The organism is Edwardsiella ictaluri ATCC 33202 (assembly GCF_000264785.1).
In the GTDB taxonomy this organism is placed as follows: Bacteria; Pseudomonadota; Gammaproteobacteria; order Enterobacterales; family Enterobacteriaceae; genus Edwardsiella; species Edwardsiella ictaluri.
This window is the reverse complement of record NZ_AFJI01000026.1, coordinates 31,269-57,208: the sequence shown is the minus strand read 5'-3', so window position 1 is coordinate 57,208 and position 25,940 is coordinate 31,269. Positions and strand designations below refer to the sequence as shown.

Annotated in this window: 25 protein-coding genes; 7 read left to right on the top strand and 18 right to left on the bottom strand. The window is 57.7% G+C overall.

Annotation, left to right across the window (positions count from 1 at the left end):
* Positions 1-61 precede the first annotated feature (61 nt).
* Positions 62-1,162, top strand: a complete 1,101-nt coding sequence (locus EIEH_RS03605; protein ID WP_015872058.1) for a CobW family GTP-binding protein — start codon at positions 62-64, stop codon at positions 1,160-1,162.
* 168 nt (positions 1,163-1,330) lie between these two features.
* Here EIEH_RS03605 and EIEH_RS03600 read toward each other — a convergent pair whose 3' ends face one another.
* On the bottom strand, positions 1,331-1,570 hold the full coding sequence (locus tag EIEH_RS03600) for a hypothetical protein (RefSeq protein ID WP_035608698.1): 240 nt from the start codon (positions 1,568-1,570) through the stop codon (positions 1,331-1,333).
* Between the two features lie 641 nt (positions 1,571-2,211).
* On the opposite strand from EIEH_RS03600, the gene EIEH_RS03595 reads away from it, so the two are divergent.
* The 3 genes from EIEH_RS03595 to EIEH_RS03585 all read left to right on the top strand — a co-directional run bounded on the left by EIEH_RS03595 (position 2,212) and on the right by EIEH_RS03585 (position 3,834).
* A complete protein-coding gene (locus EIEH_RS03595) occupies positions 2,212-2,421 on the top strand; it encodes a hypothetical protein (RefSeq protein WP_015872061.1) in 210 nt (69 codons plus the stop codon).
* Positions 2,422-2,630: 209 nt separating this feature from the next.
* Positions 2,631-3,269 (top strand): leucine efflux protein LeuE, encoded by a 639-nt coding sequence (gene leuE / locus EIEH_RS03590; protein ID WP_015872062.1) that lies wholly within the window; start codon positions 2,631-2,633, stop codon positions 3,267-3,269.
* Positions 3,270-3,465: 196 nt separating this feature from the next.
* The gene (locus tag EIEH_RS03585) at positions 3,466-3,834 is read left to right on the top strand and encodes a helix-turn-helix domain-containing protein (RefSeq protein WP_015872063.1); all 369 of its coding nucleotides are present in this window, start codon (positions 3,466-3,468) and stop codon (positions 3,832-3,834) included.
* 56 nt (positions 3,835-3,890) lie between these two features.
* Here EIEH_RS03585 and eco read toward each other — a convergent pair whose 3' ends face one another.
* The gene (eco, locus tag EIEH_RS03580) at positions 3,891-4,394 is read right to left on the bottom strand and encodes a serine protease inhibitor ecotin (protein WP_035608695.1); all 504 of its coding nucleotides are present in this window, start codon (positions 4,392-4,394) and stop codon (positions 3,891-3,893) included.
* A 183-nt stretch (positions 4,395-4,577) separates the two neighbouring features.
* Positions 4,578-6,173, bottom strand: coding sequence for an ABC-F family ATPase (locus tag EIEH_RS03575; RefSeq protein WP_012849345.1), 1,596 nt, complete (start codon positions 6,171-6,173; stop codon positions 4,578-4,580).
* A gap of 576 nt (positions 6,174-6,749) precedes the next feature.
* Here EIEH_RS03575 and EIEH_RS03570 point away from each other — a divergent pair.
* From EIEH_RS03570 to yajD, 3 genes are all read left to right on the top strand, one after another.
* Positions 6,750-7,652 (top strand): LysR family transcriptional regulator, encoded by a 903-nt coding sequence (locus EIEH_RS03570; RefSeq protein WP_015872066.1) that lies wholly within the window; start codon positions 6,750-6,752, stop codon positions 7,650-7,652.
* Between the two features lie 210 nt (positions 7,653-7,862).
* Positions 7,863-9,527: a methyl-accepting chemotaxis protein gene (locus tag EIEH_RS03565; protein ID WP_015872067.1), complete on the top strand. Its 1,665-nt coding sequence runs from the start codon at positions 7,863-7,865 to the stop codon at positions 9,525-9,527.
* A 153-nt stretch (positions 9,528-9,680) separates the two neighbouring features.
* Positions 9,681-10,028, top strand: coding sequence for an HNH nuclease YajD (gene yajD / locus EIEH_RS03560; protein ID WP_015872068.1), 348 nt, complete (start codon positions 9,681-9,683; stop codon positions 10,026-10,028).
* 47 nt (positions 10,029-10,075) lie between these two features.
* On the opposite strand, the gene EIEH_RS03555 is transcribed toward yajD, so the two are convergent.
* From EIEH_RS03555 to agaR, 15 genes are all read right to left on the bottom strand, one after another.
* A complete protein-coding gene (locus EIEH_RS03555; RefSeq protein ID WP_233434145.1) occupies positions 10,076-10,774 on the bottom strand; it encodes an oligogalacturonate-specific porin KdgM family protein in 699 nt (232 codons plus the stop codon).
* 320 nt (positions 10,775-11,094) lie between these two features.
* On the bottom strand, positions 11,095-11,676 hold the full coding sequence (locus EIEH_RS03550) for a DJ-1/PfpI family protein (RefSeq protein ID WP_015872070.1): 582 nt from the start codon (positions 11,674-11,676) through the stop codon (positions 11,095-11,097).
* Between the two features lie 12 nt (positions 11,677-11,688).
* Positions 11,689-12,543 carry a tagatose bisphosphate family class II aldolase gene (locus tag EIEH_RS03545; RefSeq protein WP_015872071.1) on the bottom strand — a complete coding sequence of 285 codons (855 nt, stop codon included), beginning with the start codon at positions 12,541-12,543 and terminating at the stop codon, positions 11,689-11,691.
* 99 nt (positions 12,544-12,642) lie between these two features.
* Entirely contained in the window at positions 12,643-14,133 is a 1,491-nt protein-coding gene (locus EIEH_RS03540) for a DUF2264 domain-containing protein (RefSeq protein ID WP_015872072.1), read from the bottom strand.
* A 68-nt stretch (positions 14,134-14,201) separates the two neighbouring features.
* Complete coding sequence (locus EIEH_RS03535; protein WP_015872073.1) at positions 14,202-15,821, bottom strand: sulfatase family protein; 1,620 nt, start codon at positions 15,819-15,821, stop codon at positions 14,202-14,204.
* 285 nt (positions 15,822-16,106) lie between these two features.
* Positions 16,107-17,336, bottom strand: a complete 1,230-nt coding sequence (locus EIEH_RS03530; protein ID WP_015872074.1) for an anaerobic sulfatase maturase — start codon at positions 17,334-17,336, stop codon at positions 16,107-16,109.
* Between the two features lie 209 nt (positions 17,337-17,545).
* Entirely contained in the window at positions 17,546-18,595 is a 1,050-nt protein-coding gene (locus tag EIEH_RS03525; protein WP_015872076.1) for a glycoside hydrolase family 88/105 protein, read from the bottom strand.
* Positions 18,596-18,727: 132 nt separating this feature from the next.
* Entirely contained in the window at positions 18,728-19,882 is a 1,155-nt protein-coding gene (nagA, locus tag EIEH_RS03520) for an N-acetylglucosamine-6-phosphate deacetylase (RefSeq protein ID WP_015872077.1), read from the bottom strand.
* 3 nt (positions 19,883-19,885) lie between these two features.
* On the bottom strand, positions 19,886-20,326 hold the full coding sequence (gene agaF, locus EIEH_RS03515; protein ID WP_015872078.1) for a PTS galactosamine/N-acetylgalactosamine transporter subunit IIA: 441 nt from the start codon (positions 20,324-20,326) through the stop codon (positions 19,886-19,888).
* Positions 20,327-20,394: 68 nt separating this feature from the next.
* Positions 20,395-21,285, bottom strand: a complete 891-nt coding sequence (locus EIEH_RS03510) for a PTS system mannose/fructose/sorbose family transporter subunit IID (protein WP_015872079.1) — start codon at positions 21,283-21,285, stop codon at positions 20,395-20,397.
* The gene (gene agaW, locus EIEH_RS03505; protein WP_005288753.1) at positions 21,275-22,045 is read right to left on the bottom strand and encodes a PTS N-acetylgalactosamine transporter subunit IIC; all 771 of its coding nucleotides are present in this window, start codon (positions 22,043-22,045) and stop codon (positions 21,275-21,277) included. The genes EIEH_RS03510 and agaW overlap by 11 nt, the downstream gene beginning before the upstream one ends.
* Before the next feature lie 53 nt (positions 22,046-22,098).
* Positions 22,099-22,596: a PTS N-acetylgalactosamine transporter subunit IIB gene (gene agaV / locus EIEH_RS03500; RefSeq protein ID WP_015872080.1), complete on the bottom strand. Its 498-nt coding sequence runs from the start codon at positions 22,594-22,596 to the stop codon at positions 22,099-22,101.
* Entirely contained in the window at positions 22,583-23,779 is a 1,197-nt protein-coding gene (locus tag EIEH_RS03495) for an SIS domain-containing protein (protein ID WP_015872081.1), read from the bottom strand. Before EIEH_RS03495 ends, agaV begins: the two co-directional genes overlap by 14 nt.
* 13 nt (positions 23,780-23,792) lie before the next feature.
* On the bottom strand, positions 23,793-25,073 hold the full coding sequence (gene kbaZ / locus EIEH_RS03490) for a tagatose-bisphosphate aldolase subunit KbaZ (RefSeq protein WP_015872082.1): 1,281 nt from the start codon (positions 25,071-25,073) through the stop codon (positions 23,793-23,795).
* A 49-nt stretch (positions 25,074-25,122) separates the two neighbouring features.
* Positions 25,123-25,902 carry a transcriptional repressor AgaR gene (agaR, locus tag EIEH_RS03485; RefSeq protein WP_256594345.1) on the bottom strand — a complete coding sequence of 260 codons (780 nt, stop codon included), beginning with the start codon at positions 25,900-25,902 and terminating at the stop codon, positions 25,123-25,125.
* Positions 25,903-25,940 lie beyond the last annotated feature (38 nt).

The window sequence follows — 25,940 nt, the reverse complement described above, 5'->3', positions numbered from 1 at the left end:
GCAGCACGCGGCGCTATTTATCCGCGGAGCGCCGACGCGCCCCGCCAACCAGGGAGAGAGCATGCAGAGCCCCGTTTCCGTTACCCTGTTGACCGGCTTCCTCGGCGCCGGCAAAACCACCCTGCTCAACCACTATCTGCGCAGCGGCCCCGATCGGCGCCTGGCCATCGTGGAGAATGAGTTTGGCGCCGTCAACCTCGACAGCGCCCTGCTGGAGGCCGATGCGTCGGTTTCAGTCACCGAGCTCAGCAACGGCTGCCTCTGTTGCAGCGTACGCGGTGAGTTCAGCGCGGCGCTGAGCGATCTGCTGGCCCAGCGCCGCGCCGGACGGCTCCAGTTTGAGCATATCATCATCGAAAGCACCGGCTTGGCCGATCCCGCGCCGATCGTGCAGACCTTCTTTGTCGAGCCCGCGCTGCGTGATGCCCTGCGTCTGGACGCGGTGATCGCACTGGCCGACTGTCAGCACCTGACGCGCCAGCTGGACGAGCATCCCGTCGCCGCCGCCCAGCTGGGATTTGCCGATCGTATCCTGTTGACCAAGGCCGATAGGGTCGACGATACGCAGCGAGAGGCGGTCATCGCCCGCATCCGGCGTATCAACTCGCGGGCCGGGCTGTACCTGGTGGAGCACGGTATCTGTCCGGCGGCCCTGTGGCTGGATCTACACGCCTTCACCCTCAGCGACGATCTCAGCCTCTCCCGCGGGCTGCATATCGTCACGGCGCACGCCGCGGCAGCACCGCGCTTTCAGCCATTTCGCACCGCAGTAGCCCCCGCCACCGCGGTCGATGACGCCATTCAGGCGCATCTGCTGGAGGGGGGAGAGCTGGATCTCCAGCGCATCGGCGCCTTTATGGAGCGGTGTGTCGAATGCCACGGCAACGATATGCTGCGCTATAAAGGGATACTGGCTATTGCCGAACAACCTTGCCGCCTGGTGGTTCAGGGTATTCATCGGGTGGTCGGCTTTGACTATGGCTCCCCTTGGTCACCCGGCGAACCGCGCCGTTCTCAGCTGGTGATCATTGGCCGCCATCTGCCGATAGCAACGCTGCAGGTCGGGTTTAACAACGCCGCCCACAACGACAAATGCGCAACAGTGGCAACACCGCTGTCCGCAAAGACAGCCGGAGAGATTCAGGACGATGCCCGATATTAAAGCGCATGCAGTGCGATTGCAGAGGAAGAAATACTGCACAGGGATATAAATATATTGAATTGAATAATGCCGCCTATGTCATTAGGCTCGCGGGAATAGGCGGCATGGGAAACGTCCGAAGACTGTGTTGAAGGTTATTAAATCAACCCTTACCTGTTTAATAAACCGTTACTCCTTAATGGCGTGCTCCACTGTCCAGGCCAGCGCATAAGCAATCATCAGCAGAGGAATATTAATAAATACATGATACCAGCTGTTCATTTCTCCCCAGGCCATTGAACGAACCAGGCTCATACCAAAGAAAAAAACCACCGTAAACAATAAAGTATAATCACCATGCCCACGATAGATCGGCATAAGAGCCCAACGCATCGAACCACGAACACCAGAATAAATTGCCGTCAACATAATATTTCTCCTTGAATTAAACAGAACCTATACCTTTTGGTTCTAAGACGCCCCATTAATCTCACGATAAAATATTGCGTTCAAGTAAAAACCCAGAAATTAACGCTAATAATAGAATTTGTCGTAATCAGCTTATCGTTATAAGTTTTGCTAATTATGGAATTTTATGCAGATCAGCTGTACAAATATTCCACACGGCCGCCGACTGAATCCGGATTTCACTGCGCCCCTCCGCATAGATGTGGTGAAAGTTTGCGTAAATAAGCATATCCACAAATGTATTCCAACGCTTACGCAAGCGGCCGAACAAATGCCGCCAATACTGGCGGGTTGCAACCCATTTCAGAAATATATATGTTCGCTAACGCAATAATGATTAGACTAAATAGTATCCCGCGAAGCGGCGGAACACCTCCTATCGTCCGTGCACACCGCACGCTGGAGCACGTCGGGTCGAAGTCGGTAATAATATGTTAAAAAAAATAAATTATATCCAGCTTCCCATAAGTACCCCGCGGTGGCGCACAACCGCTCCGACATTCATTTTTTCAACGCACGGTGCTTTTCTGCGTTTCGGGCCGGGGAGCACCCGCCATCCGTGGCGATGTCACCTCCCGTCGACGATCCATTCGAGGCTACACATGCAACAGTTTCTCTGCCGTTATGAGCGTATTCTCACCCTGAGAGAGGAAAATACCGGGAAAACCACCGCCAGCAAAGAGCAAGGCGCCTTTGTCATCAGCGCTGAATCGCGTCCCAAGGCGATGATGAAGGCCAACGCCCACCTGACAACAATGATCGATCTGCACAGCACTTACCATTTGACCAGTGTCGACAGCTGTACCGCCTAGCGTCCCACCCGGGCACCACGCAGAAATCCTGTCCCGCCAGGCCGTGCAAAGCCCGGTCTGGCGATGGGGTGACGCCGGATAAGAGGCCACAACGAAACGCCCTACAACCTGCATCTTGCCTCTGCCATTCAACGTATAAAGTGTGTAGAATAATCGAACATCATCAAGTTGATAATTAAGAATAATTAACTAATTATAGCGAGGTTTATGTGTTAGAAAGCTTTGGAGTGCTTAACATATGGACATATATACTAGGCACGATATTCATCATTCTGGTTCCAGGTCCCAATACACTGTTCGTCCTCAAGACCGGAATCACCGGCGGTATCCGTGAAGGATATAAGGCCACCAGCGCAGTGTTGATAGGCGATGGTGCCCTGATTTTCCTGGCCTATTTAGGGATTGCTTCGCTGATCCGCTCCTCCCCGTTTTTGTTTAATCTAATCAAAATGCTCGGGGCGCTCTACCTGCTCTATCTGGGGATAAAAATCCTCTATTCAGCCCTGCGCCATACCCCGCGTCAGAGCAACGAGGAGCGCGTCGAGGTCAGCCATACTTTCCGTAAGGCGCTGACGCTAAGCCTGACCAACCCTAAATCGATACTGTTCTATGTCTCCTTCTTCGTGCAGTTTATCGACCTAAACTATGCTCACACCGGGCTCTCGTTTTTAATCCTGGCGACCATCCTGGAGTGTATCAGCATCTGCTACATGACATTTTTGATCTTCTCCGGCGCCGCGCTGGCCCGCTTTCTGGGACAGAAGCAGCGCCTGGCCCGCCTGGGGAACTCCATGGTCGGCCTGATGTTCCTCGGCTTCGCCAGTAAACTGGCCAGCGCCACCGCCTAGTCACTGCCCGGCGGGGGTCGACCTTCGCCGGCGTTCGCCACATTCTCTCCGTATTGCCGCGATTATTACGCCTGGAAATATCTGGCTGACGTTTCTTTACAAAACAACAAGAAGCCTTAGTTTTTGTATAAGTCTCTCTATTTTTGTTCCGCTACTATGGAGACAGGTACACGACGCCTGCGATGAGGGACACCCAATGACAACCCAGGGACAACACCAGCTGTTGGTTGATGCATTAATTCAGTGGATAGAACAAAATCTGGACAAGCGTATTCTGATCGACGATATCGCCGAACGGGCGGGTTACTCCAAATGGTATCTGCAGCGCCTGTTTAAAGAGGTCACCGGTTACAGCCTGGCTGCCTACGTGCGCAAACGCCGTCTGATCCGGGCGGCGGCGGAGCTACAGCGCAGTAATAAGAAGATTATGGAGATCATGCTGCAGTACGGCTTTGATAGCCAGCAAACCTTTAGCCGGGCCTTTAAACGCCGCTACGGCACGTCCCCCGGCAGCTATCGCCAGCAAGCGGACGGGGATCGCTGCGTCGCGCTATCACCCGCCTGACGCCCGGGCGCCCGGGCGCCCCATCGCAGCGGGCTCCAGCGGCCCACCACCACACGTTATTTGATCTGCGCGTCCATCACCGTCGGCTGGGCCTGCCAGACGCGGTACTTCACCTGCACCCCCTGCGGCACATAGACCACCAGCGGTAGCTTGCTGTTGTAGCGCTGCAGCGCACTGTCGCCTAAGTGAACCGTCACAAACGCCGGATGACGCTGACTGTCCGGGCAGGCCATCAGCGTTCCCATTGGTCCGCTGACCTTATCCATCACCAGGTAGTCGTATCCCCAACCCTGTAGAGTCTTACTTTCCAACTGCCCCATCAGGCGCTGACGGTTACAGTCGACCTGCAGCGTTTTACCGATCAACAGCTCAACCCGCAGCGACTCCTCGTCGGCGCGCGGAGGCAGATAGATAACCTGACGCGTCATGCCCTGCTCTGCCTGAAGATAGGGCGCCACCTTATCCAGCGGCTGGCGGCTGAGATCCACCGGGTCGGCCCAGGCGCTCACAGAAGAAGCAGCTAACATCATGCCCGCCATCATCATAGAGAATGTCTTCATCATCAAATCCTTATTTATCCTGTGCGCGATGCGCCAAACGGGTAACAGCCTAACACACTGGCGTTCACTCTCCCCATAGGTGTATTCCGACAAAACAGAGCATCGCGCGGCGTCAGCCGTGCGACAACGCGCGCACTGCCGCCGCAGTGCCCCGAAAAAAAACGGCCCCACAGGGCCGTTCGTTTACTCATCGACGCCTTTACTGCGCAGGTACTCTTCGTAGCCGCCGCCAAAGTCCACCACCTTCTGCGGGGTGATCTCCACGATCCGGGTCGCCAGCGAACTGACAAACTCGCGGTCGTGAGAGACAAAGATCAGCGTTCCCTGATACAGCTCCAGCGCAATGTTCAGCGCCTCGATCGACTCCATGTCCATATGGTTGGTCGGCTCATCCATCACCAGGACGTTGGGGCGGCGCATCATCAGCTTACCGAACAGCAGACGCCCCTTCTCACCGCCGGAGAGCACCTTAACCGACTTTTTGATATCCTCCTGGCTAAACAGCAGACGACCGAGGAACCCGCGCACGGCCTGCTCGTCATCGCCCTGTTGGCGCCACTGGCTCATCCAGTCGAACAGGGTCATATCCTGCTCAAACTCATACTCGTGATCCTGCGCGTAGTAGCCTATCTGGGCGTTTTCAGCCCACTTGACGCCGCCGGCGTCCGGCGTCAGATCGCCAACCAGGGTTTTCAGCAGGGTGGATTTACCGACGCCGTTAGTCCCCAGTACCGCCAGCTTCTCGCCGGCCTCCAGCAGCAGCTTTACCCCGCTGAACAGCGGGCCGTTATCGAAGCCTTTGCTCAGGTCCGTCAACTCCAGCGCGTTGCGGAACAGCTTTTTCTCCTGCTCAAAGCGGATGAACGGGTTCTGACGGCTGGAAGCCTTCACATCGTCCAGCTTGATCTTATCGATCTGACGGGCGCGCGAGGTGGCCTGGCGCGACTTAGAGGCGTTAGCGCTAAAGCGGCTGACGAACGACTGCAGCTCTGCGATCTGCGCCTTTTTCTTGGCGTTATCCGCCAGCAGGCGCTCGCGGGCCTGGGTGGCCGCCGTCATATAGTCATCATAGTTGCCCGGGTAAATGCGCAGCTCGCCGTAGTCCAGATCGGCCATATGGGTGCACACCATATTCAGAAAATGGCGGTCATGGGAGATGATGATCATGGTACTGTTGCGCTCGTTCAGCACCGTCTCCAGCCAGCGGATGGTATCGATATCCAGGTTGTTGGTCGGTTCGTCGAGCAGCAGGATATCCGGATCGGAAAACAGCGCCTGCGCCAGCAGCACGCGCAGCTTCCAGCCCGGCGCCACTTCGCTCATGGTACCATAGTGCTGTTCGACCGGGATGCCGACGCCCAGCAGCAGTTCACCGGCGCGGGCCTCGGCGCTGTAGCCGTCCATTTCACCGTAGGCGACCTCCAGATCGGCGACGCGGTATCCCTCCTCTTCGCTCATCTCCGCCAGCGCGTAGATACGATCGCGCTCCTCTTTCACCGCCCACAGCTCCTGGTGCCCCATGATGACCGTATCGATCACACTGTATTTTTCAAAGGCGAATTGATCCTGACGCAGCTTACCCAGACGCTCATTCGGATCCAGCGCGACGTTCCCGGCCGTCGGCTGCAGATCGCCGCCGAGGATCTTCATCAGCGTCGACTTACCGCAGCCGTTAGCGCCGATCAGGCCGTAGCGGTTTCCACCGCCAAATTTGACAGAAATATTCTCAAACAGCGGCTTACTGCCAAACTGCATGGTGATGTTGTTACTTATCAGCACAGCACAATCTCAATAGGTTAACGTGATTTTGTTCACATTATGCCACAGACACAGCACAAATGTCGTCCACTGCGTGGTACACGCCCCAGGGTGGCCCGTGTTCCGGCATCGTCCACAACATATTTTTCATGTTACCAATGAGCGACTGGACAAAATAGAAAAGACAATTCTCTGCAACGCAGCCAATAGCATCGCACTTAATTAATAATTAGCATATATTTACTGGAGAGTTCATTAACACTTTCTATTTAGAATAAAAACAAAATAAGATTTATTACACAGGCGGCAAAATATTAATCAACCCGCGCAAATAATAACCTGCGGTTTTGTCTTTACTCACCAAACCAAGATAAATATACAGATATATCTGCATAGCCATTCAAAGGGATATATGACAGTTAATTTGCGTTATGGCAAGATGAAAATCTTTCTTTTATCTATAGCATCGAATAGAAAAATAAATCGGCGTTTGACCGTATGCAATTCCCATATTTTTCTGACGGGTCATACCCTGTTCACGCCCGACGAACAGCGGGTCGGCCGTCAGCACGCGGTGCACCCCGGACGGAGCCGCCCATGCGTATAAATCTGGAGGTACTGCTGATCCTCGATGCGCTGGATCGACACGGCAGCTTCGCGGCGGCTGCCCAGTCGCTGTATAAAACCCCCGCCGCCCTGAGTTACATGGTGCAAAAGCTGGAAAGCAACCTGAATCTGCAACTGCTCGACCGCAGCGGCCATCGCGCACGCTTTACCCGTTCTGGACGCATCATTCTGGAAAAGGGGCGCCGCCTGCTGAGCGAGGCGCAGGAGCTGGAGCTACAGGCGACGCTGCTGGAGTCAGGCTGGGAAATGGAGATTTTCATTGCGCTGGAGGGTTACATCCTGCCGCACACTCTCGACCCGGTTATCGGTGCCTTCATTCAGGCACACCCTCATACCCGTCTGCACCTGATGCCCCATACACCAACGCATAACGGGCAAAGCGGCGAGCCCGGCGTTATGGCTGATATCATCATTGGGACGGCCCCCCTGCTGCCGGAGAATAGCGACTATACCTATCAAAGCCTGGGCTATATCGATACCCTGCTGGCGATGACGCCCGATCATCCCCTGAGCCGCAGCGGGCACCCGCTGACGCCGGATCAGCTCGGAGAGCAGCGAACCATCGTAATGGGTGATAGGCTCGCTGTCAGCCCCGCCACCGTGGGGCAGGAGACACCGCAACATATCGTGGTCTATGATCCGGCATACCAAATCAGCCTATTGCTTAGCGGCGCAGGGATCGGCTACCTGCCGCGACATGCCATACGTCCCTACCTGACACAGCGTCGCCTCAGCGCGCCCCCCCTGACATTTACCCCTGCACACGAGGCAGCCTACGTCGGCTGGCGCCACACCAAGGCGGGACACGCCGCACAGTGGTGGCGAGAGCACCTGCTGAACGGCGACCTTCATCCCGCACTGTTTGGCGATTAATCGGGGCCGCTTTATCCTGACGCAGTACGATCAATGCGTATCGTGCTGCGGGCAGATTGCCACGTTATCCTTACACACCACATTTAATTAATCAGCTAAACCATTAAAGTTTTTACATTATCAACCGACAGTAATAGCACACCTTTTTCCGGCCTCGGTACCTCTGCGCGCCGGACATTAACTCCATTACTGCTCACGACAGGTTAGATAATGTTTGAACGATTAAAAATTTCACGGGGACTAATGGCCGTTCTGGCACTGTTCTGCGGCCTGCAGATTTTTTCCGGCATCTGGAGCCTGCGCGATGCCTCCAGCACCGACTCCCGCCTCGATCAAATCTCCAGCGGTTTCAACCAAATTATGGCGATGGACCGTGCCTATGCCTCCATTACCCAGATCCGTGAAGAGATCATGAAGGATGCCCTGGCACTGAGCATCCACAACGAGGAAGGCAATGCCCACGTCTCCCTCGGCAACCTGCTGCAGAAACTCAACCACGTCGATAAAGATATGGAGAAATTCTACAGCCTCTCCCTCAGCAGCGGCCACGATAATGGCCGCGCCGAGAAAGTGCGCGGTCTGTATGGTAAAGCGCGCGCCGATTTGGTCACGATGATCGAATTCCTGCAGAACAACGATGTTGCCAGCTTTCAAAGTGTGCTGAAAAACCGCTCCAGCAGCGGCTTTATGGCCTCTCTGGATGAGGCATCCGACTACGTCGCCAACCAGATCATCAACCCGGCCTCCCAGGCGGCGGCAGCCAACTACCGTCAGATGATCCCGCTGACCATCGGCTTTATGATCCTGTTCCTGGTGATGACCGCCCTGGTGCTCTACTGGGTGCGCAACCATATCATCGCCCGTATCCAGAAAGTGATCGCCTACCAGGCTGAGATTGCCCACGGCAACCTGGCCATCGATATTCAGACGCACGGCGATAACGAAATCAGCCAGCTGATGCAGGGGCTGCGCCATATGCGCGACGAGCTGGCCCACATGGTCGGTTCGGTTCGCGCCGGAACCCAAAATATCTTTACCGGGGTGCAGGAGATTGCCGCCGGTAACAACGACCTTTCCAGCCGCACCGAGGAGCAGGCCAGCTCGCTTGAGGAGACCGCCTCCAGCATGGAACAGATCTCCAGCACGGTGAAAAACAACGCCGACAGCGCCCGTGAGGCCACCGACCTGGTGCAGAAGGCCTCGACCATCGCCGTCAACGGCGGAGAGATCACCCGTCAGATGGTCAGCACCATGACCGAAATTGCCGAAAGTTCACGTAAAATTGGCGACATTACCGGCGTCATCGACGGTATCGCCTTCCAGACCAATATCCTGGCACTGAACGCCGCGGTCGAGGCTGCACGCGCCGGCGAGCAGGGACGCGGCTTCGCCGTCGTGGCCGGCGAAGTGCGCAATCTGGCGCAGCGCAGCGCCCAGGCCGCCAAAGAGATCAAGGGGCTGATCGACACCTCGGTAACCCGGGTCGATCAGGGAAATCAGCTGGTAGAAAACGTCAGCCATGCGATGGAAGACATCGTCACCTCCGTAAACCACATCTCTGACACCATGCAGGAGATCTCCTCTGCCTCCGAAGAGCAGAGCCGTGGTATTGCCCAAATAGCTCTGGCGATCAATGAGATGGATAAGGTGACCCAGCAGAACGCGGCCTTGGTGGAGCAATCTGCCGCCGCCGCCGGCGCACTGGAGGATCAGGCCGGCCATCTGAACCAGACTGTCTCCCAGTTCCGCATCAGCGAACAGGCAGACAAGGCATCGGTCAGTGCCAAGCCCGTCGCCACCGCACCGGCAGCGCCGTCGGCCAAAGCGGCCGCGGCCTCCCGCAATGACGACGACGACAACTGGGATCAGTTCTAATCATCAACGCAATCGGCGGGGGGCTGCGCCCCCGCCCAACGGAAAAACCGGTGCCTATTCGCACAATTAACGCCGCACAGGCAATCGTCAGGTGATCGCAACAGCGCTTTGCCCTACCATAGTTGCCACACCTTTTCCCGATGAGATCAGCGTATGGCTATTATTCCCAAAAACTATGCCCGACTGGAAAGCGGCTACCGCGAACAGGCCCTAAAACTTTTTCCCTGGGTCTGTGGGCGCTGCGCCCGCGAGTTTGTTTACTCCAATCTGCGTGAGCTGACGGTACACCATCTCGATCACGACCACACCAACAACCCCGCCGATGGCAGCAACTGGGAGCTACTGTGCCTCTATTGTCACGATCATGAGCACGAAAAATACACAGAGGCCGACGCATTTGGCACCCGCGTGGTCGCCGGTGAAGACGCTCAGCAAGAGGTAGGCGTGGCAACCTACAACCCGTTTGCCGACCTGAAAAACCGCCTGAACGGGAAAAAATAGCCCCAACCGGGGTGACGCCGCCACGTAACCCCGGTGACGCCATATGCTTACCAGGTATATTTGAGGCCGATACGATAGCGCCCCTGACGCCGATCGCTGGTGCGGCTCTCCTTAATATCGCCAATTTCGACAAAGGGCCGCCAGTTGGCATCAATGGCATATACCACCCTAAAGTTATTGGCATAGTCCCACTTTTTACCGTTATACAGCGGCTGGCCATTGGCGGACATCTCACGCATCAAATCCAGCTGATACTGGAAGTTCCACTGCCCCCACTTATAGCCAATGAACGTATCAAACTCCTGGATCTTTGAATGGTAAGGCTGTTGGTCTATCCCCTTCATTGAGTAGTCCCATAGCTTCCACTTATAGCGCCCATTGATATAGAAACCATTATCAAAAGTGTAGTTCAGGCGCACAAACGGAATGAGCACCAACCCCTCAGAGGTAAAGTCAAAGGAGTTCCCTGTCAACAGCATGGTATTTTTATTCAGATCGGTATAATAAAAAACATTCAGTTCAGAGCCATTCAGGTACATCTGATCATAGGCTTGATCATCGTGGTTACCATAGCGGGCATCGAACTCGAAGCCGATATGATTGCCGGTATCTAAAAACACCTTAAACCTATCACTATGTTTCTTTACGCCCTCGCGATACTCATGGCGGTATTCAACGCTGGTTTTATAATTATTGGCCCATGACTGAGAGGCAGAAAACAAGCATGGGAGTGCGGCCAAGTACATTAACTTGTTCATCGTATCCTTAACTCTTTTCATATTATTGACTGATGGGTAACCCGCGCGTTGCCGTCATGGTACCTGGGCCATAGCGCATTGACGCCACACAGCGCCGACGCCGGTGCGATCGGAGACCGTCGTTGGCGTAGGGATATACTACGCATGCTAAATTTTCATTTTATTACGCATGATCACAAAATAGCACCAAATAGAAAGCAATCGAAATAAGTAAGAAGAAAGAATGGCGTTATAATAAAAAAAACGGTATCACCTTGCGGTGATACCGTCGCAGTCAAAGTAACCCCTAAAAACGCTTCGGCAATTAATTACTCTTCAGACAGTGGCCAGCGACGAAAATAGATATGGCTGGCCTGAGCATCGACCTTAGCCACATTGTCGGCCAAGAGGTGACGCGCCACCGTAAAGGCAAATTCAAAGCTGACGCCCAACCCCTTGGCGGAGATGAAACGCCCATCGACCACCACGTCACGATCGACATATTCGCCATCGGCAAAGCGCTCGGCCAACTTATCCCCGGTACTATAACGCCGACCTTCCAGCAAGCCATGCGCCGCTAAGACCTTAGCGCCGGAAGAGCACAATGCGCAGATATACTTATCGGCGGCGATATGACGACGCAAGAAAGCCAAGACCATAGCGCTGGCGTTAAGGCGATCGGTGCCCTGTGGCCCACCCGGCATCATCACCGCGTCATAAAGCGTCTCTTGGCGATCGGCCAGCAGCGCATCGGCCCGGATAGGGGTCTCAAAATAGCTGTTCAGCGCCAGGCTCTCCTCGCAGGAGAGGATCTCCACCTGAATATCCAGGCGACGCATGATGTCGATAAACACCACCGCCTCACCCTCTTCAAATCCGTGTGCCAACAGGACGGCAACCCGTTTCGTCATGCTCAGTGCTCCTTACAGCTGCCCGGCGCTGCCGCAGATGCGGATTTTCTGCTCCACCACCTGCTGCATCGCGGCCTTACCCGGTTCCATATAGTGACGCATATCGTTCGCCGCGGGATGGCTGGCGAAATAGGCTTTCACCGCGTCAGAGAAGGCGATCTTCAGCTCCGTCGCCACGTTGACCTTACAAATCCCCAGCGACACGCAGCGCTCTACGTCGCGATCCGGGATGCCGGAGGCGCCATGCAGCACCAGCGGAACCTCGGTCTGACGGCGGATCAGGGCCAGTCGGTCAAAGTCCAGGCGCGGCGCCTCTTTATACATGCCGTGCGCGGTACCGATAGCGATGGCCAGCGAATCGATGCCGGTCGCCCGGGCGAACTCGGCCGCCATCGCCGGATCGGTATAGCTGCCGTGTGCCGCGTCGACCACCAGATCATCCTCCTGACCGACCAGACGGCCCAGCTCGGCCTCGACGGTGCAGTCCAGACGGTGGCAATACTCCACCACCCGACGGGTCAGGGCCACATTCTCCGCAAAAGCGTGATGCGAGGCGTCGATCATCGCCGACCGGACGCCGCCCGCCACCTTGGCACAGATATCCTCATAGGACTCGTGGTGGTCCAGATGCAGCGCCAGCGGAATACGGTATTCACGCGCCGCCTCGCGGCAGATATCCACCAGATAGGCGACGCCGGCGTAGCTAAAGGTACCGGGCGTACCGGCCAGGATCACCGGAGACCCCATTTCAGCCGCCGTCTTGGCAATGACCTGAATGGTCTCCAGGTTGTGAATGTTAAACGCCGGTACCGCGTACCCCTTGGCCTGCGCCTGCAGCAGCATATCCCGGGAAGAAACCAAAAACATCGTCACACCTCCGCATCTTCATCTGTTTTCATTTAATCATTAAAACAAAATAAAGAAAACATTCAAAAGATAATAAAAGTGTGATGCTGACCAGCGAAACTAAAAGTAAAGGTCCATTTTCGAACTGTAGCAGGTCACCCCCTTGCGCAGCAGGTTGTTTTTTGGCCGCTCGGCGCGCCCTGTCAGGCTCTCCTGCAACCATTGCCACGGCCGCTGACGCTGCAGGCGGCGGCTCAGGGGGCCCTGTGCCTTGGTATAGTCGTGCAGGAACAGCGCCACGCTCTCGCCGGTCTCCTGACAGCCCAGGAGCTGCACGCCGATCGCATCGATCCGGTGCGAAAAGTCGCCCTGCTCCACCGGCAGCGGCAGCGACGTCGCCTGCCACAGCCCGCTTTGCGGCGCGCTGTACAGCGCGATATTCAGCGCGCGCAGCGACCAGAAGCTGCTGGCCGGCCCGCTGTAGTTGTCCACCAGACGAGCATCATCGGCAAACAGCCCCTGGGTCGGTGCCCCGGCCCGCATCGCCCCGTTGGCGATAAAATAGCGCAGCGTCACCTCCAGCGCCCGTCGTGCACTGCCCAGACTCTGCGCCGTCGGCGCCTGGCTGGCCTCCGCCAGCAGCGGTGCGGCGGCGGCCAGCCGATAGCAGGCGCTGCGCCCAAAGAAGGCGATCCCCTGGGGGGTAATCAGATGACGGTAGCCATCGTTAAACTGGCGCAGGGCGTCGTGAATAAAGCTCCGGTCAAACTGCGGATCGATCTGATCCAGCCAGTACAGGGAGTAGTGGAATCCCCAGGCGTTGTAGTAGTCATAGTTACCCCGCGCGCCGTCGCGGAACCATCCTTCGCCGACATAGAATGCCTTGATGCGCTGATACTTTTGCTGGTCTATCTCCCCTTCGCCGCTCAGATCACACAGCACCGCCTCTACCGTCAGGCCGAACAGGTGCCAGTTGTTGTCCACCGTTTGACGGGTCGGCACCTGACGAAACCAGGTCAGGATCTGCGCGCGCCCGCGCGCGTCGAAGCGCGACCAGACCCACGTCTTGCTCAGCCACAGCGCCAGCGCCAGATCGGCGCTCTCGCAGATGCGCTGATCGTAGTCGTGCAGCGTGCCCCAATAGCCGGGATGCGCCGGATCGGTGCCGGCCAGAAACGCCCGGCTCAGCATCTCGGCAATGTCCCAGCGCTGTCCGTTCAGCCCCGTCAAGACGCCATCCCGGCCCTGCGCCGCCGCACTGTGCAGCCAGGTCGCCAGGGTCGGTAGCACCCGGCTGCACCCCTCCATGGCGTCGGTGCGGGCATTCTGCTGGCTGGGACGGCCGGGGTAGTAGGCGTGGGTATAATCCCACACCGCGTAGCGGTCGAACGCCTCCGCCACGTAGCGCACCAACGTGTCGCACTGGCGCTCCAGCGGCTGGCTATCGTCGGCAAAGCAGGCGCGCAGGGTGGCATCGTTGCGGGTATAGGCGCGCTTACGCCAGCGCAGACGGATTAGACGCTCGCGCAGCAGACGCAGGTACATCTGTGCATCGGGGTGCTCATAGGGAATGATCGGGCGCGGTGCGCCCTCGATTTTCTTCTGCGCCATGCAGATGCCTCCGCTCAGAAAAAGTCAAAAAAATGGCAGCGCATACGGCGCTGCCCCGCTCAGGCCCCTCAGCTGCGGGCCGACTGCTCCAGAATATGGTAGCGATCCTGTCCCCAGGCGACCGGCTTGGGCTTGGTCTTGATCCAGTCGTGGTAGGCTGCCTTCATCTCGGCCACCCGCTGCGGATACTTGGCCGCCAGATCCTGGGACTCCGCCGGGTCGAGGCGATCGTTGAACAGCTGCACCCGATTGCTGCCGTCGTCATAGAAGTAGAGCGTCCACTCTCCGTCGCGTACCGCCCAGGAGGAGGGGGAGAGCTTCTCCAGGTTGGGGTTCTTCGGCGGCATCGGCGCCTCATAGGTGATCCACTTCCAGTAGTCGAACCAGAACGGCTGATTCTCCTCGCTGTAGTGCTTGGCGCCCGGCCCCGCCCAGAAAAGGTAGCGGTGCGGCGACGTCTGTGCCTTGCCACTCAGCTGCGGCAGGATGTCGCGTCCGTCCACCTTCATCGCGTCGGGAATGGTGATCCCGGCAGCTTTCAGCGCCGTAGGCAGGATGTCGATGGCGCTGACCATCACGTTACTCTGGGTTCCGGCCGGAATATGCTTCGGCCAGTAGGCAACGAACGGCACATGCACACCACCGTTGAACATCTGCCCCTTAAAGCCGCGATCCATGCCGTTGAGCGGCATCGGTGACTCATGCACCGCCCCGTTATCAGAAATGAAGAAGATCAAGGTGTTATCCAGCTCACCCAACGCCTTCAGACGTTCGATAATCTGCCCAATGCCCTCGTCAGCGGCATTAACGGCGGCGAAATACTTATCCGCCTCGGCGTTGCCGGTATGGAATTTATCCATATAGCGAGCCGGGGAGGCCTGCTCCAGCGGAATATGGGGAACGCTGTAGGCCAGGCTGATAAAGAACGGCTTGCCCTGATGATCGTCGAGAAACTTCAACGTCTCGTTAGTCAGGTTGTGGGTCAGGTAGCCCGGCGCAGCAACATTCTTGCCATTCTGCCAAATCGCAGGCGAGTTCCACAGCGCCGCACCGGAGGCGTAGTAGCTGTAGGAGTAATCGAAACCACGCGACTCCGGACCATAGCCCGGCTCGCTGACGGAGATCATATTGTCGTGATAGTCACGGGTCTGATCGGCCTTATCGACAAAGTTCTTCTTATCGATACGGGCGTTGTGCCACTTGCCGATATTGGCGGTGGCGTAGCCGTTTTCCTGGAACAGTGCCGGCAGCAGCGTGATGTCCAGCGGAACGCCGAGCATGGCATCGTCGTTGCTGTAGGTGCCAAAGCTGGCCGGATAGCGCCCGGTGAAGATGCCGGCGCGCGACGGCCCGCACACCGGATGGGCGACAAAGGCGTTGGTCATTTTCACGCCCTGGTTCGCCAGCTGGGCCACGTTGGGCATCGCCCGGCGCGCCGCATCGATCATCTTGTCCAGATCGCCCTGGTAGCGCTCAGCCACCGGGCGTTTGCCCAGCGCCTTGGTATCCAGCGCATCCAGCGCAAAGTCCAGCTGCCCGGTGCCCAGATCGTCCATAATCACCAGCAGGACATTGGGGCGGCTATCGGTCGCGGCTGCCGGCGCCGCCGACGCTGACGAGGCACCGCACAGACAGGCAGCGGCCACCAGTCCTGCCAACTGCTTTTTCTTACTACTGAAAAATGTCATTGCCAACTCCGTTGTTATACATACTTAACCAAGGCGTGCCCCGTAACTGTGCGCGGCGTCAACGCTAAGCCAGAAGCGCGTAATCAGGATGGAGGGCACAGGACATCATGGGCCTATGTTCAAGCCCGGCAACGCAGTGTACGCACTTCTGGCACGCATCCCAGAAGGTGGGGCTATGTTAGCCCAGTACAGCGTTACTCACGGTGCATTTGGCCCACCCAACCTCGCTGCTCGCGCCCAGCCCAGCCCAAGGCTAAAATAACCACCAGCGACGCTCACGGCCTGTTACGGGACACGCCCTAAAGACATCACATCCGCCGCTACACCCCCGCGCCGGATCACCGCCTGCATCATCTGCATTGCCTGGGCGGTGTGGGTAAAAAAATGCAGATAGGACGGGCACAGATAGTTGTGCCGGTGACGCTCGTCGGGTAGCCCCATAATGCGGTGTTTTGGACAGCCTCCCTGACACAATTGACGCACCGGACACTGCTGGCAGCGCGTCGTGAGCCGATCCTGTTTCGCCTGGCCAAAGCGCTGCTGGCGCGCCGACGTCGCCAACGTCGCCAGCGAGGTATCGGCAACGTTGCCCAGGCGGTTGGCCGGGTAGACAAAGTGGTCGCAGCTGTAGACGTCGCCGCTGGCTTCAATGATCAGCGCCTGGCCACAGGTGGCCGACTGAACGCAGGTCGAGGCCGGATAGCCCATCCATACCCCGAGCAGGCTGTCGAACTCACGCACGTAGTAGCGCCCGACGTCATGTGCTACCCAGGCATCGAAGACATCGGCCATAAACGCGCCGTACCCATGGGCCGGGACGCTAAAGGGTGCCATCTGTGGCGAGGCGGGCGGTGAATAGTGATGGCCATGGCCACAGCCGCAGGCGGCGTCCACCTCCACCAGCGGAATAAACTGCATAAAGGTCGAACCCAGCGCCTTGAGCGCCTCATAGGTCTGACGCCCCTTATCCCAGTTCTGATCGTTCACCACCGTCAGGGTATTGAACTCGACCTGATGGCTGCGCAGCGTTTCGATGGCGCGGCAGACGCGATCAAACGTGGGCTGCCCCTGCGCGGCGATACGGTAGCGGTTGTGCACGGCGGCCAGTCCATCCACCGAAACGCCGATCAGAAACCCGCTCCCGGCAAAGAAGTCAGCCCACTGGCTATTGATGGCGATCCCATTGGTCTGAAAGCTATTGGTGATGATCTTGCCATCGGCATATTTCTTCTGATACTCCACCGCCTTCTGATAAAACGGCAGGCCGGCCAGCATTGGCTCGCCGCCCTGCCAGGCAAAGTCCACCTGCTCCCCTGCGTGGGACTGAATATAGTCACGCACATAGCGTCGCAGCGTCGTATCGCTCATGGTTTCCGCCGAGCGCGCGCCGGCCTGCTGCGGCACCACCTCCTCTTTTTCCAGATAGAAGCAGTAGCTACAGCGCAAATTGCAGCGATAGCTTGCCGGCTTGGCCATCATATGAAAGTGGGCTTGCTGTGACGAAGAACGCGACATGGGAGAGACTCTTATTTAAAACGATGTTTCTTATTTTACGAAAGATAAAGAAAATAAGTGATGCGTAAAATCACAATAACGAAAAAAAACGAAAGATATGAAGTGAAATGATGTACCCACAGAGGTACGCCTGCGGTGAGCCATGAATTAATGAAAATCAATGAAAAAAAGCCCGACATTAAGCCGGGCCATAGGTTCAACGCTACGGATCAGGCATACAGCGCCAGCATGGCGCTGCCCGCCAGCAGGTAGGCACCCGCGCCGTAGTCAATATTGTGCTCCGCGCTCACATCGCGCGGGTTGAACGCCGGCAGCTGCACCCACCCCAGCATACCGTTGTCATGAATGCAGCCGCGCAGCGCCGACCAGGCGCGCTCAACCATCGGCAGATAGCGTGCGCGATCCAGGATCCCATGCTGGATCCCCCAGGCCATACCGTAGCAGAACAGCGCGGTAGCGCTACTCTCTGGCGCAGGGAAGCGCCCGGGATCGCGCATGCTGGTACGCCAGAAGCCGTCCGCCTGCTGATAGTCACTCACCGTCGCCGCCAGGGCGCTGAACATCGCCAGATAGCGTGGGCGGCTGGGGTGATCGGTCGGCAGGTGCGCCAGGATACGCGGTACCGCAGCCAGAACCCAGCCGTTGCCGCGGCTCCAGAAGACCTTCTCACCGTTCTCTTCGCGCAGTTCGCCGCCCTTGCCGTCAGGAATGTAGCGGTAATCGCGGTAAAACAGCCCGCTCTGCGCATCGTACAGGTGCCCGACCGCGTCCCAGAAAGCGACATCCATATAGTCGGCATAGCGGCTATCGCCGGTGCACGTGCTGAGGGCGGCAAAGGCCGGCGGCGCCATAAACAGTGCGTCGCACCACCACCAGTCCTCGCGCCCCGGACGCGGTTCATCCACCATCAGCCCCAGGGACTTGATGGTCGGCTCCAGCGCCTCTGGCTGATTCACCTGGGGATAGACATCCAGGTAGGCCTGACAGCACACCATATCATCGGCAAAGCGGGCGTTAGGGCCGGTACGAAAGCCGGTATGCAGGGTGTAGTTCATCACCCCGTCCAGATAAGCCACATCGCCGGTAGCCCGCCAGGCCGCCGCCACGCAGGACCAGAACACTCCGCGCTCCCAGTCCGTATCCTTGATGAAGCGCGTCTTACCGCTGCGGCGTATGACGCTGCGCGTCTGGTGAGCCGCCTGATAGCGGTACACCCGCAGCATATCGCTCAGAATCTCTTCACGTGTTATCGCAGTCATTGCATTATCCTCTCAGGACCCGCTCATCTCCGCGCTGGCGATGACTCCCCCGCGGGTCTCCGGTTTACCGCGGTCATGGCTGGCATGGCCGCGCCTTGTGGTGTATGGGCAAGCGACGCCACCCGTCGGCGCTCAGGCCGGACGTCGATAGGCGCACTCGCCGTTAATGTAAGTCTCAGCCACCGCCATGGCCGGATCCACCGCCGTAAAACTGGCGGCTGCGCCGGGACGGATCGCCCCCAGACGATCCTGTAGGCCGAGATAGGCTGCCGGCACCGCCGACGCCATCTGCACCGCCTCCCAGACCGGAACACCGGCCAGGGTGACCATATTGCGCACCGCCTGATCCAGACTGCAGGTACTGCCCGCCAGCGAGCCATCGTCGGTACGCGCCTCGCCACGGCGTACCGTGATCTCCTGGGCACCCAGGCGATAGCGCCCCTCGCCCAGCCCACCGGCGCGCATGCAGTCGGTGATCAGCGCGATGTGGCGGTAGCCCTTCATCCGGTAGGCCAGATTCAGCATCACCGGGTTAACGTGGATCCCATCGGCGATCAGCTCAGCCAGCATATCCAGATACAGCACCGCACCACAGCAGCCCGGTTCCCGGTGGTGCAGGCCAGACATACCGTTGTACAGGTGCACACCGCAGTCTGCACCCAGCCCATGGGCCTCTTCGATCTGGGCAAAACTGGCCGCGGTATGGGCAACGCCAACCTTTACGCCACGCGTCCGCCACCAGGTAATGGCCTGCATCGCCGCCGCAGACTCCGGCGCCAGCGCCGCACGCAGCAGCGTTCCCGCGCTGGCCTGCCACAGGGCTTCCAGCGCCGCGCCCTCGGGTGCGCTCAGAAACGCCTCCGGGTGTGAGCCCCTGAAGGGGGCAGTAAAGTGCGGCCCCTCCAGAAAGCTGCCCAACAGGCGGGCACCGTGCGCTTGACCGGCGGCGATAAACGCCCCGACCTGCTGCAGCGCCCGGCAGACATCCTGCTGCGGCGCACTGACCGTGGTACCAACCCAGGCCACCACACCGGTCTGCGGCAGGGCATCGGCGATGGTTTGCAGCGCCTGCGGCGTCGCATCCATCACGTCGGCACCGGCGCGGCCGTGAATGTGTATATCGACAAGCCCCGGCCACAGGCTGCGACCGGGCAGATGCACAGTCCGGGCGCCCGACGGTATCGGCTGACCGATACCGGTGATCACGCCGTCGTCAACCAGCACGGCGACGTCCCGTTCAATCCCCCGGGGGGTAAATACGCTGTCGGCCAGGTAGGCGGTTAACATGGTTTACAGTCCGTCGCTCGCTTCGCATTCGACGGGGGCCATCGCGGCTTCCAGCGTCTGACGCATATTCTGTACGCTGCTGGCGCCAATCTCCTGCAGAACGGCCACCAGCTCCGCCAGCGTCGCACCGTCGCGCTCAAAGGCGGCGTTGGCGATCATCGGCAGGTTGACCCCGGCCAGCACCTCAACGCCCTCACGGCGCATCAGTACGTTCAGCGCGCGGTTGCATGGCGAGCCCCCCGGCAGGTCGGTCAGGAACAGCACCCCCTCCCCGTCGTCGACCTCATCGGCCGCCTGGCGCAGCGCCTCCTCCAGATCGTCGGTCGACATGGATTCAACAAAATCGATAAAGCGCATCTGCGGCTGATCGCCGGCGATGGCGTGCACGGCGGAGGCCATGCCGGTTGCAAAATGGATGTGCCCGGAAATGACAAGACCAATCATGGAATAACCCTTACAACTGACTCATTGGTAAACTCCCCGCCCATCGATGATGGCGCGGGGAGCGACGATTACAGAAGACCCATCAGGTGGCCGACGACGCCGGCCGCCAAGGTCGAGAAGATCAGCACCGGAGGCTTAGCCCAGAAGCCGGTTCCCTTCACCATGCGGAACATAAAGAAGACCAACAGCAACGGCAGCATGTTTGGCATGATCTTGTCGAACAAGGCGCTCTGGAGATCCACCGTCTTGCCGCCCAACTCTATCGAGGCCGTGGTACTGAAGCGGATAAAGGTGGCGCACAACGCCCCGATGACGAAGATACCCATGATGTTGGCGGCGCGCGCCAACTTCTCGGTGGCATCGCTCATGCTCACCATCGCCGCCGTACCGGCGCGATAGCCCATGAACATCAGGCCGAAGTAGACCAGGAAGTGGACGATCTGATACAGGATAAAGAACACGAACGGACCCGCGATGGAGCCATCGATGGCGATGGAAGCCCCCAGCGCCAGCGTCAACGGCATCAACGTCATATGGTCGATGGCATCGCCGATCCCGCCGGTCGGGCCCATGCCCGCTACCTTCATCACGTTGATGGTCGACGGCTTCTCCTTGTTCTCTTCCATCGCGATGGCGGTGCCCAGCAGGAAGGTGAACAGTTTCGGACTGGCGTTAAAGAATTGCAGATGGTTCTTCAGCGACTTAGCCAGATCCGCGCGGTTATTACCGTGGATCTTCTTCAGGGCCGGGATCATCGAGTAGGCAAAGCCACCGCCCTGCATACGTTCGAAGTTGAAGTTACCTTCCATGAACAGCCCGCGGAACGCGCACTTCCACAGATCCTTCTTGGTGATCACCTTGCGGACTTCACCATCCTGATAAGCATCCACGTTGTCCACCAGGCTGGCGGCCTTACGCGTTTCTTCCTGCGCCGGAGAGATAATGACTTCAGATGCCATCTTCGAATTCCTCTTTAACCTGCTGCTGTGAATTGGACTTATTACCGCTGAAGAAGTAGTACAACACGGCGATAGACGCGCCGAGGATAGCCACGGCCATGATCGGCAGCTTGAGGTAGGTGGTCATCACGAAGCCGATAAAGAACACCCCAGCCATCTCCTTGGACCACATGATTTTCAGCAACATGGCGAAGCCGATTGCCGGAACCATCTTGGCGCCGATACCCAGCCCTTCCAGCAGCGCTTTCGGTGTGTTTTTGTCGATCCAATCGGCGGCATGCTCACCGAAGTAGACGGTGGCGAAAGCGATCACAAAGTAGAGCATCGAACGCGTGACGATAGTGCCGATCAACAAGCGCGATATCCCGCCGGCATCCGCCTGCTCCGCATACTCGTCTGCTTTCCCCATGGTGAACGCCGTCAGCGCGAAGAAGCCGATGACGATCATCTGCATCAGTACGGCGATCGGCATGCCGACCCCCATCGCCACCTCCGGGGACTGGCCGGTCATCACGGCGAAAGCGACGGCGGCAATGGTGCCCATGGTTACATCCGGCGGCTGCGCTCCGGCGTTTGGCACCAGACCGAGCCATGCCAACTCCAGGGTGGCGCCGGCGATCAACCCGATTTCCATATTCCCCATAATTAAGCCGACCACCGGGCCAGTAATTAATGGTCGGTGAATATTTAATGCAACGTCGTATTTATCGATACCACATAAGAATGCCCAGATGGCAACCAGGGTAGCTTCGAAGACCATAAATATATTCCTTAGGCGGAGTGTTACAGTGGGGGAATAATCCCCCCACTGAATTAGGCGCTTTTAGCCAGTGTCAGAATATCAATCGGTGACTGGTCTGGCGTATTCTGCACGGTGCAGGAAACCCCCAGATTGATCATACGACGGAAGGCATCCAGATCGCTGTCATCAACCGATACCGTTTTAGCGATTTGGCGCTTGCCCTCATGGAAGTGCATATTACCAATATTACAATGGGTAATCGGCACGCCACCCTCAACCAGGCGCGCGACATCACGCGGGTTATTGCACAGAATAAAAATTTTCTGGCGCGCGGCGGCCTTATGAATCACATCGATGGTTTTTTGAATGGTAAAGAAGCGCACATCATATTCACCACCGGCGGAGGCTTTCATTCCCGCCTGCATAAATGCCGCGCTATCGCCTTCGGCCGCTTCATCATTAGCTACCAGAATCAGGTTGGCCTCCGTATGTTTACCCCAGGTAATGCGGATCTGCCCGTGCAGTAAACGTTCGTCGATACGAGTCCAGACAATGTTAGGCTGATTCATAAATTTTCCCTTCGAGTGATTTTTCAAAACCGTAAATAGTTACGCCCTGAACAACCCGGTTAATTTCTCCAGTCGGAGATGGGTTATCCGGTGAGTTTCCAACGGCGATTGAATTATGGAATGCAAATGCCTGTGCCAACATCAAATACGCAAATAACAGTCCAATGTCATCGCTTTGCGCTACGCCCGGCACAATAATATGCCGACCGGCAGTTACCGTATTATCTTCATAGGCAGATACAGCAATAATTTCACGTGCAACATTATCGCTACGAAGCTCTTTCAACAGATCGAGGTCGTACTTACGCGTATAAGGATTGTTAGAAATAAAAACGAAGATTAACGTTTCGTTGTTAACTATTGCTTTAGGGCCATGACGGAATCCCAACGGGGAATCAAACATAGCAGCAATGCTTCCTGAGGTTAATTCCAGCACCTTCAGTGCCGATTCCTGAGCCAATCCTTGTAATCCTCCGCTACCCAGATAGATAACTCGCTGATACTGCCCGGCCCGGATATTATCTACAAATTGGTAGTTTATTTGTTTGAACCAATCCGCACTTTTTTTACAAAATTCTTCGATATCTTTCGAATATTTATCAAGACCGGCAAAAATCGTAACTGCCGCCATCATCATGGAAGAGAAGCTGGAGGTCATCGCCAGCGACTGGTCGTTGGTCTCCGGCGGTGTCAACACTGCCAGCGCATCCGGGCTGTTCTGGCAGAAGCGATACAGATGACCCTCCTGGTTACAGGTCAGCACCAGATGGCAGCACTGGGTAAGACACTCGGAGGCCACCTGCAGCGCCGCGACGCTCTCCGGGCTGTTGCCGGAGCGGGCAAACGAAACCAGCAGTGTCGGGACATCTTCGCTCAGATACTGCTGCGGGCAGGAGACCAGGTCGGTGGTGGCTATCGCCTCCATCCGGCGCGGCACATAGCGTGACAGCAGCGGCACCAGCGCACGTCCGGCAAAGGCCGAGGTACCCGCACCGGTGAAGATCACCCGTGCATTATCGGCGGCCAGCGCCCGGCGCAGAAACGTCTCGATCTCTGTGTGCATGTCGCTGACGATCTGCTGGGTCTTCTCCCAGCATACCGGCTGTTGCTCAATTTCTTTCGCCGTCCATGTCGCGCCGAGGCGCTGCAGCGCGTCCAGGTCATATCCCATATAGTGTTGCATAGTCACGTCCTAATTAGTTACGCAGGCAGGCCTGCGCGTAGCCGGATAAAATCTGTTTGATGTGCGCCTTGACCAGCGCCGCAGGGTGCAGCGCAAGTTCGCCTTCGCGCACGGCGGTGAACTCGCGCGGCAGATACTGGCTGAGCAGCGGATAAGGGATCGGCGCCTGGGTCAGGTTGTGGAACAGCGTCTGCTGCGCCGCCTGCACCGCCGGCGTCGGCCAGTAGTAGCGAATACGGTCGCTGAAGCTGTAGCGACGGGCAAAACGTACCTGGTCTTCGCTGCCGCTGTAATATTTCTGCCAGTTCTGCGGAGCTTCCAGCATCGCCGTCTCTATCGCCTGACGCAGGCCGGAGCACTGCTCCGGCCCATACATCTCCTCTTCGATGTGGCACAGGCTGAACAGCGCCTCGCGCAGGGCGAAGGTCAGCGCCGGGCCGACTTTCAGGATCGCAAAGTGGTTGTCCACCAGCTCGCGGTAGGCGCGATCAGTCTGGTAGTCGGTGGAGTGGGCCTCAAATACCTGGTGCGGATAATCCTCCAGCACCTGACTGAGCGCCTGGGCCTGCTGAGGACGAAAATCGATCACACCGGTATGGTCAAACTCGACGCCCGGCTGTACCACCAGGCCGATGACGCGGTTCCAGCACTCGGCGATCCCGGCGCGGGTAAAGGCCCCGCGGTGACATTCAATGGTCTGGCGCGCCGCCTGCGGCGAGGTGACCTCCAGCGTGTCGATGTGCTCTTTGGCGCCCCCCGGTACCGGCACTTCGGTGCCGATAACGTACACCAGCTGGCTGCGGCCAAACTGTTCACGCGCGGTACGCTCTGCGATGGCGGCCAGACGTGCGGCGCGCTCGGCGACCGTAGCGTCGCTCAGCGGCACCGGATCATCGGCACAGGACATGCTGCAATCGAGATGGATTTTTTGGAAACCGGCGGCCACGTAGGCAGCGATCAGGGTATCGGCATGGGCCATCGCCTCGGCGGCTGGCAGGTGCTGCCAACGGTTGGGGCCTAGGTGGTCGCCCCCCAGGATCAGGTTGGCCAGCGGGAACTGCAGTAAATCAGCCTGGCGACAGACATAGTCGCGAAAGTCGGCCGGGGTCATCCCGGTATAGCCGCCAAACTGATCCACCTGATTGGAGGTGGCTTCGATCAGCAGGAGCGAATCGTCCTGCAATGCCTGCTCCATCGCGGCTTCGATAACCAGCGGATGGGCGGAGCAGACTGAATAGATACCGACCGGCTCACCGGCCTTGTGACGCTGTACGAGCTGTTCTAACTGATGCATCAAAATACTCCACAATAAACACGGGCCGGTTTACCGTGGAGTCAGCGCATCACTTCTCTTTTTCAGCGATAATCACTTCAACGTGTGCTTCCCGCAGACGCTCGACATATTCATCGGGCACCCCGGAATCCGTCACCAGGATATCGATATCCGTAAAATCCCGAATCATGTGGTAGCCACGCTTGCCGAACTTGGTCGAGTCGGCAACGGCGATCACCTGATCGGAGATCTCGCACATCAAGCGGTTAAGACTCGCTTCCTGCTCATTGTGCGTGGTGATACCCGCTCGCAGATCGAATCCATCCACCCCGAGAAAAACCTTGTCGAAACAGAAGTTTTTCAAGCAGGCTTCGGCCTGCGAGCCTGAAAAAGACATTGCGCTCTTACGTAACACCCCACCGGTACACACCACTTCGATACCCGGTGAGGAGACGAGCTCCACGGCGACATCCAGACCGTTAGTCATGACCACCACGTTTTCGAGGCCCCGTAGGTGCCCTGCGATCTCACGGGTCGTCGTACCAGAATCCAGAATCACCGCGTCACCGCTGTTAATCAGCTTGGCCGCAGCCAGACCTATCTGGGACTTCACACCGCTGTTGCGGTGGCGCTTCTCGTGGACGCTCAGTTCGGCGATCACCCCGGTATTGGGGATTGCCGCGCCATGCGAACGCACGATGTAGCCGTTTTCTTCCAGAAAAGTCAGGTCACTGCGGATGGTGACGCTTGAGACGTTAAACCGTGCGGCCAACTCTTCAACACGCGCTTTCCCTTGGGAGGTAACGACGTTGAAGATTTCCATGCGCCTTTCGATTGCTGCCGCTTTCACTTTTGTCCCCTTACGAAACCAGTTAAAGCGAACTTCAA

Coding starts and splice junctions, on each gene's coding strand:
- EIEH_RS03605 (WP_015872058.1), top strand. CDS start 62: ATGCAGAGCCCCGTTTCCGTTACCCTGTTGACCGGCTTCCTCGGCGCC.
- EIEH_RS03600 (WP_035608698.1), bottom strand. CDS start 1,570: ATGTTGACGGCAATTTATTCTGGTGTTCGTGGTTCGATGCGTTGGGCT.
- EIEH_RS03595 (WP_015872061.1), top strand. CDS start 2,212: ATGCAACAGTTTCTCTGCCGTTATGAGCGTATTCTCACCCTGAGAGAG.
- EIEH_RS03585 (WP_015872063.1), top strand. CDS start 3,466: ATGACAACCCAGGGACAACACCAGCTGTTGGTTGATGCATTAATTCAG.
- eco (WP_035608695.1), bottom strand. CDS start 4,394: ATGAAGACATTCTCTATGATGATGGCGGGCATGATGTTAGCTGCTTCT.
- EIEH_RS03570 (WP_015872066.1), top strand. CDS start 6,750: ATGCGTATAAATCTGGAGGTACTGCTGATCCTCGATGCGCTGGATCGA.
- EIEH_RS03565 (WP_015872067.1), top strand. CDS start 7,863: ATGTTTGAACGATTAAAAATTTCACGGGGACTAATGGCCGTTCTGGCA.
- yajD (WP_015872068.1), top strand. CDS start 9,681: ATGGCTATTATTCCCAAAAACTATGCCCGACTGGAAAGCGGCTACCGC.
- EIEH_RS03555 (WP_233434145.1), bottom strand. CDS start 10,774: ATGTACTTGGCCGCACTCCCATGCTTGTTTTCTGCCTCTCAGTCATGG.
- EIEH_RS03550 (WP_015872070.1), bottom strand. CDS start 11,676: ATGACGAAACGGGTTGCCGTCCTGTTGGCACACGGATTTGAAGAGGGT.
- EIEH_RS03545 (WP_015872071.1), bottom strand. CDS start 12,543: ATGTTTTTGGTTTCTTCCCGGGATATGCTGCTGCAGGCGCAGGCCAAG.
- EIEH_RS03540 (WP_015872072.1), bottom strand. CDS start 14,133: ATGGCGCAGAAGAAAATCGAGGGCGCACCGCGCCCGATCATTCCCTAT.
- EIEH_RS03535 (WP_015872073.1), bottom strand. CDS start 15,821: ATGACATTTTTCAGTAGTAAGAAAAAGCAGTTGGCAGGACTGGTGGCC.
- EIEH_RS03530 (WP_015872074.1), bottom strand. CDS start 17,336: ATGTCGCGTTCTTCGTCACAGCAAGCCCACTTTCATATGATGGCCAAG.
- EIEH_RS03525 (WP_015872076.1), bottom strand. CDS start 18,595: ATGACTGCGATAACACGTGAAGAGATTCTGAGCGATATGCTGCGGGTG.
- nagA (WP_015872077.1), bottom strand. CDS start 19,882: ATGTTAACCGCCTACCTGGCCGACAGCGTATTTACCCCCCGGGGGATT.
- agaF (WP_015872078.1), bottom strand. CDS start 20,326: ATGATTGGTCTTGTCATTTCCGGGCACATCCATTTTGCAACCGGCATG.
- EIEH_RS03510 (WP_015872079.1), bottom strand. CDS start 21,285: ATGGCATCTGAAGTCATTATCTCTCCGGCGCAGGAAGAAACGCGTAAG.
- agaW (WP_005288753.1), bottom strand. CDS start 22,045: ATGGTCTTCGAAGCTACCCTGGTTGCCATCTGGGCATTCTTATGTGGT.
- agaV (WP_015872080.1), bottom strand. CDS start 22,596: ATGAATCAGCCTAACATTGTCTGGACTCGTATCGACGAACGTTTACTG.
- EIEH_RS03495 (WP_015872081.1), bottom strand. CDS start 23,779: ATGCAACACTATATGGGATATGACCTGGACGCGCTGCAGCGCCTCGGC.
- kbaZ (WP_015872082.1), bottom strand. CDS start 25,073: ATGCATCAGTTAGAACAGCTCGTACAGCGTCACAAGGCCGGTGAGCCG.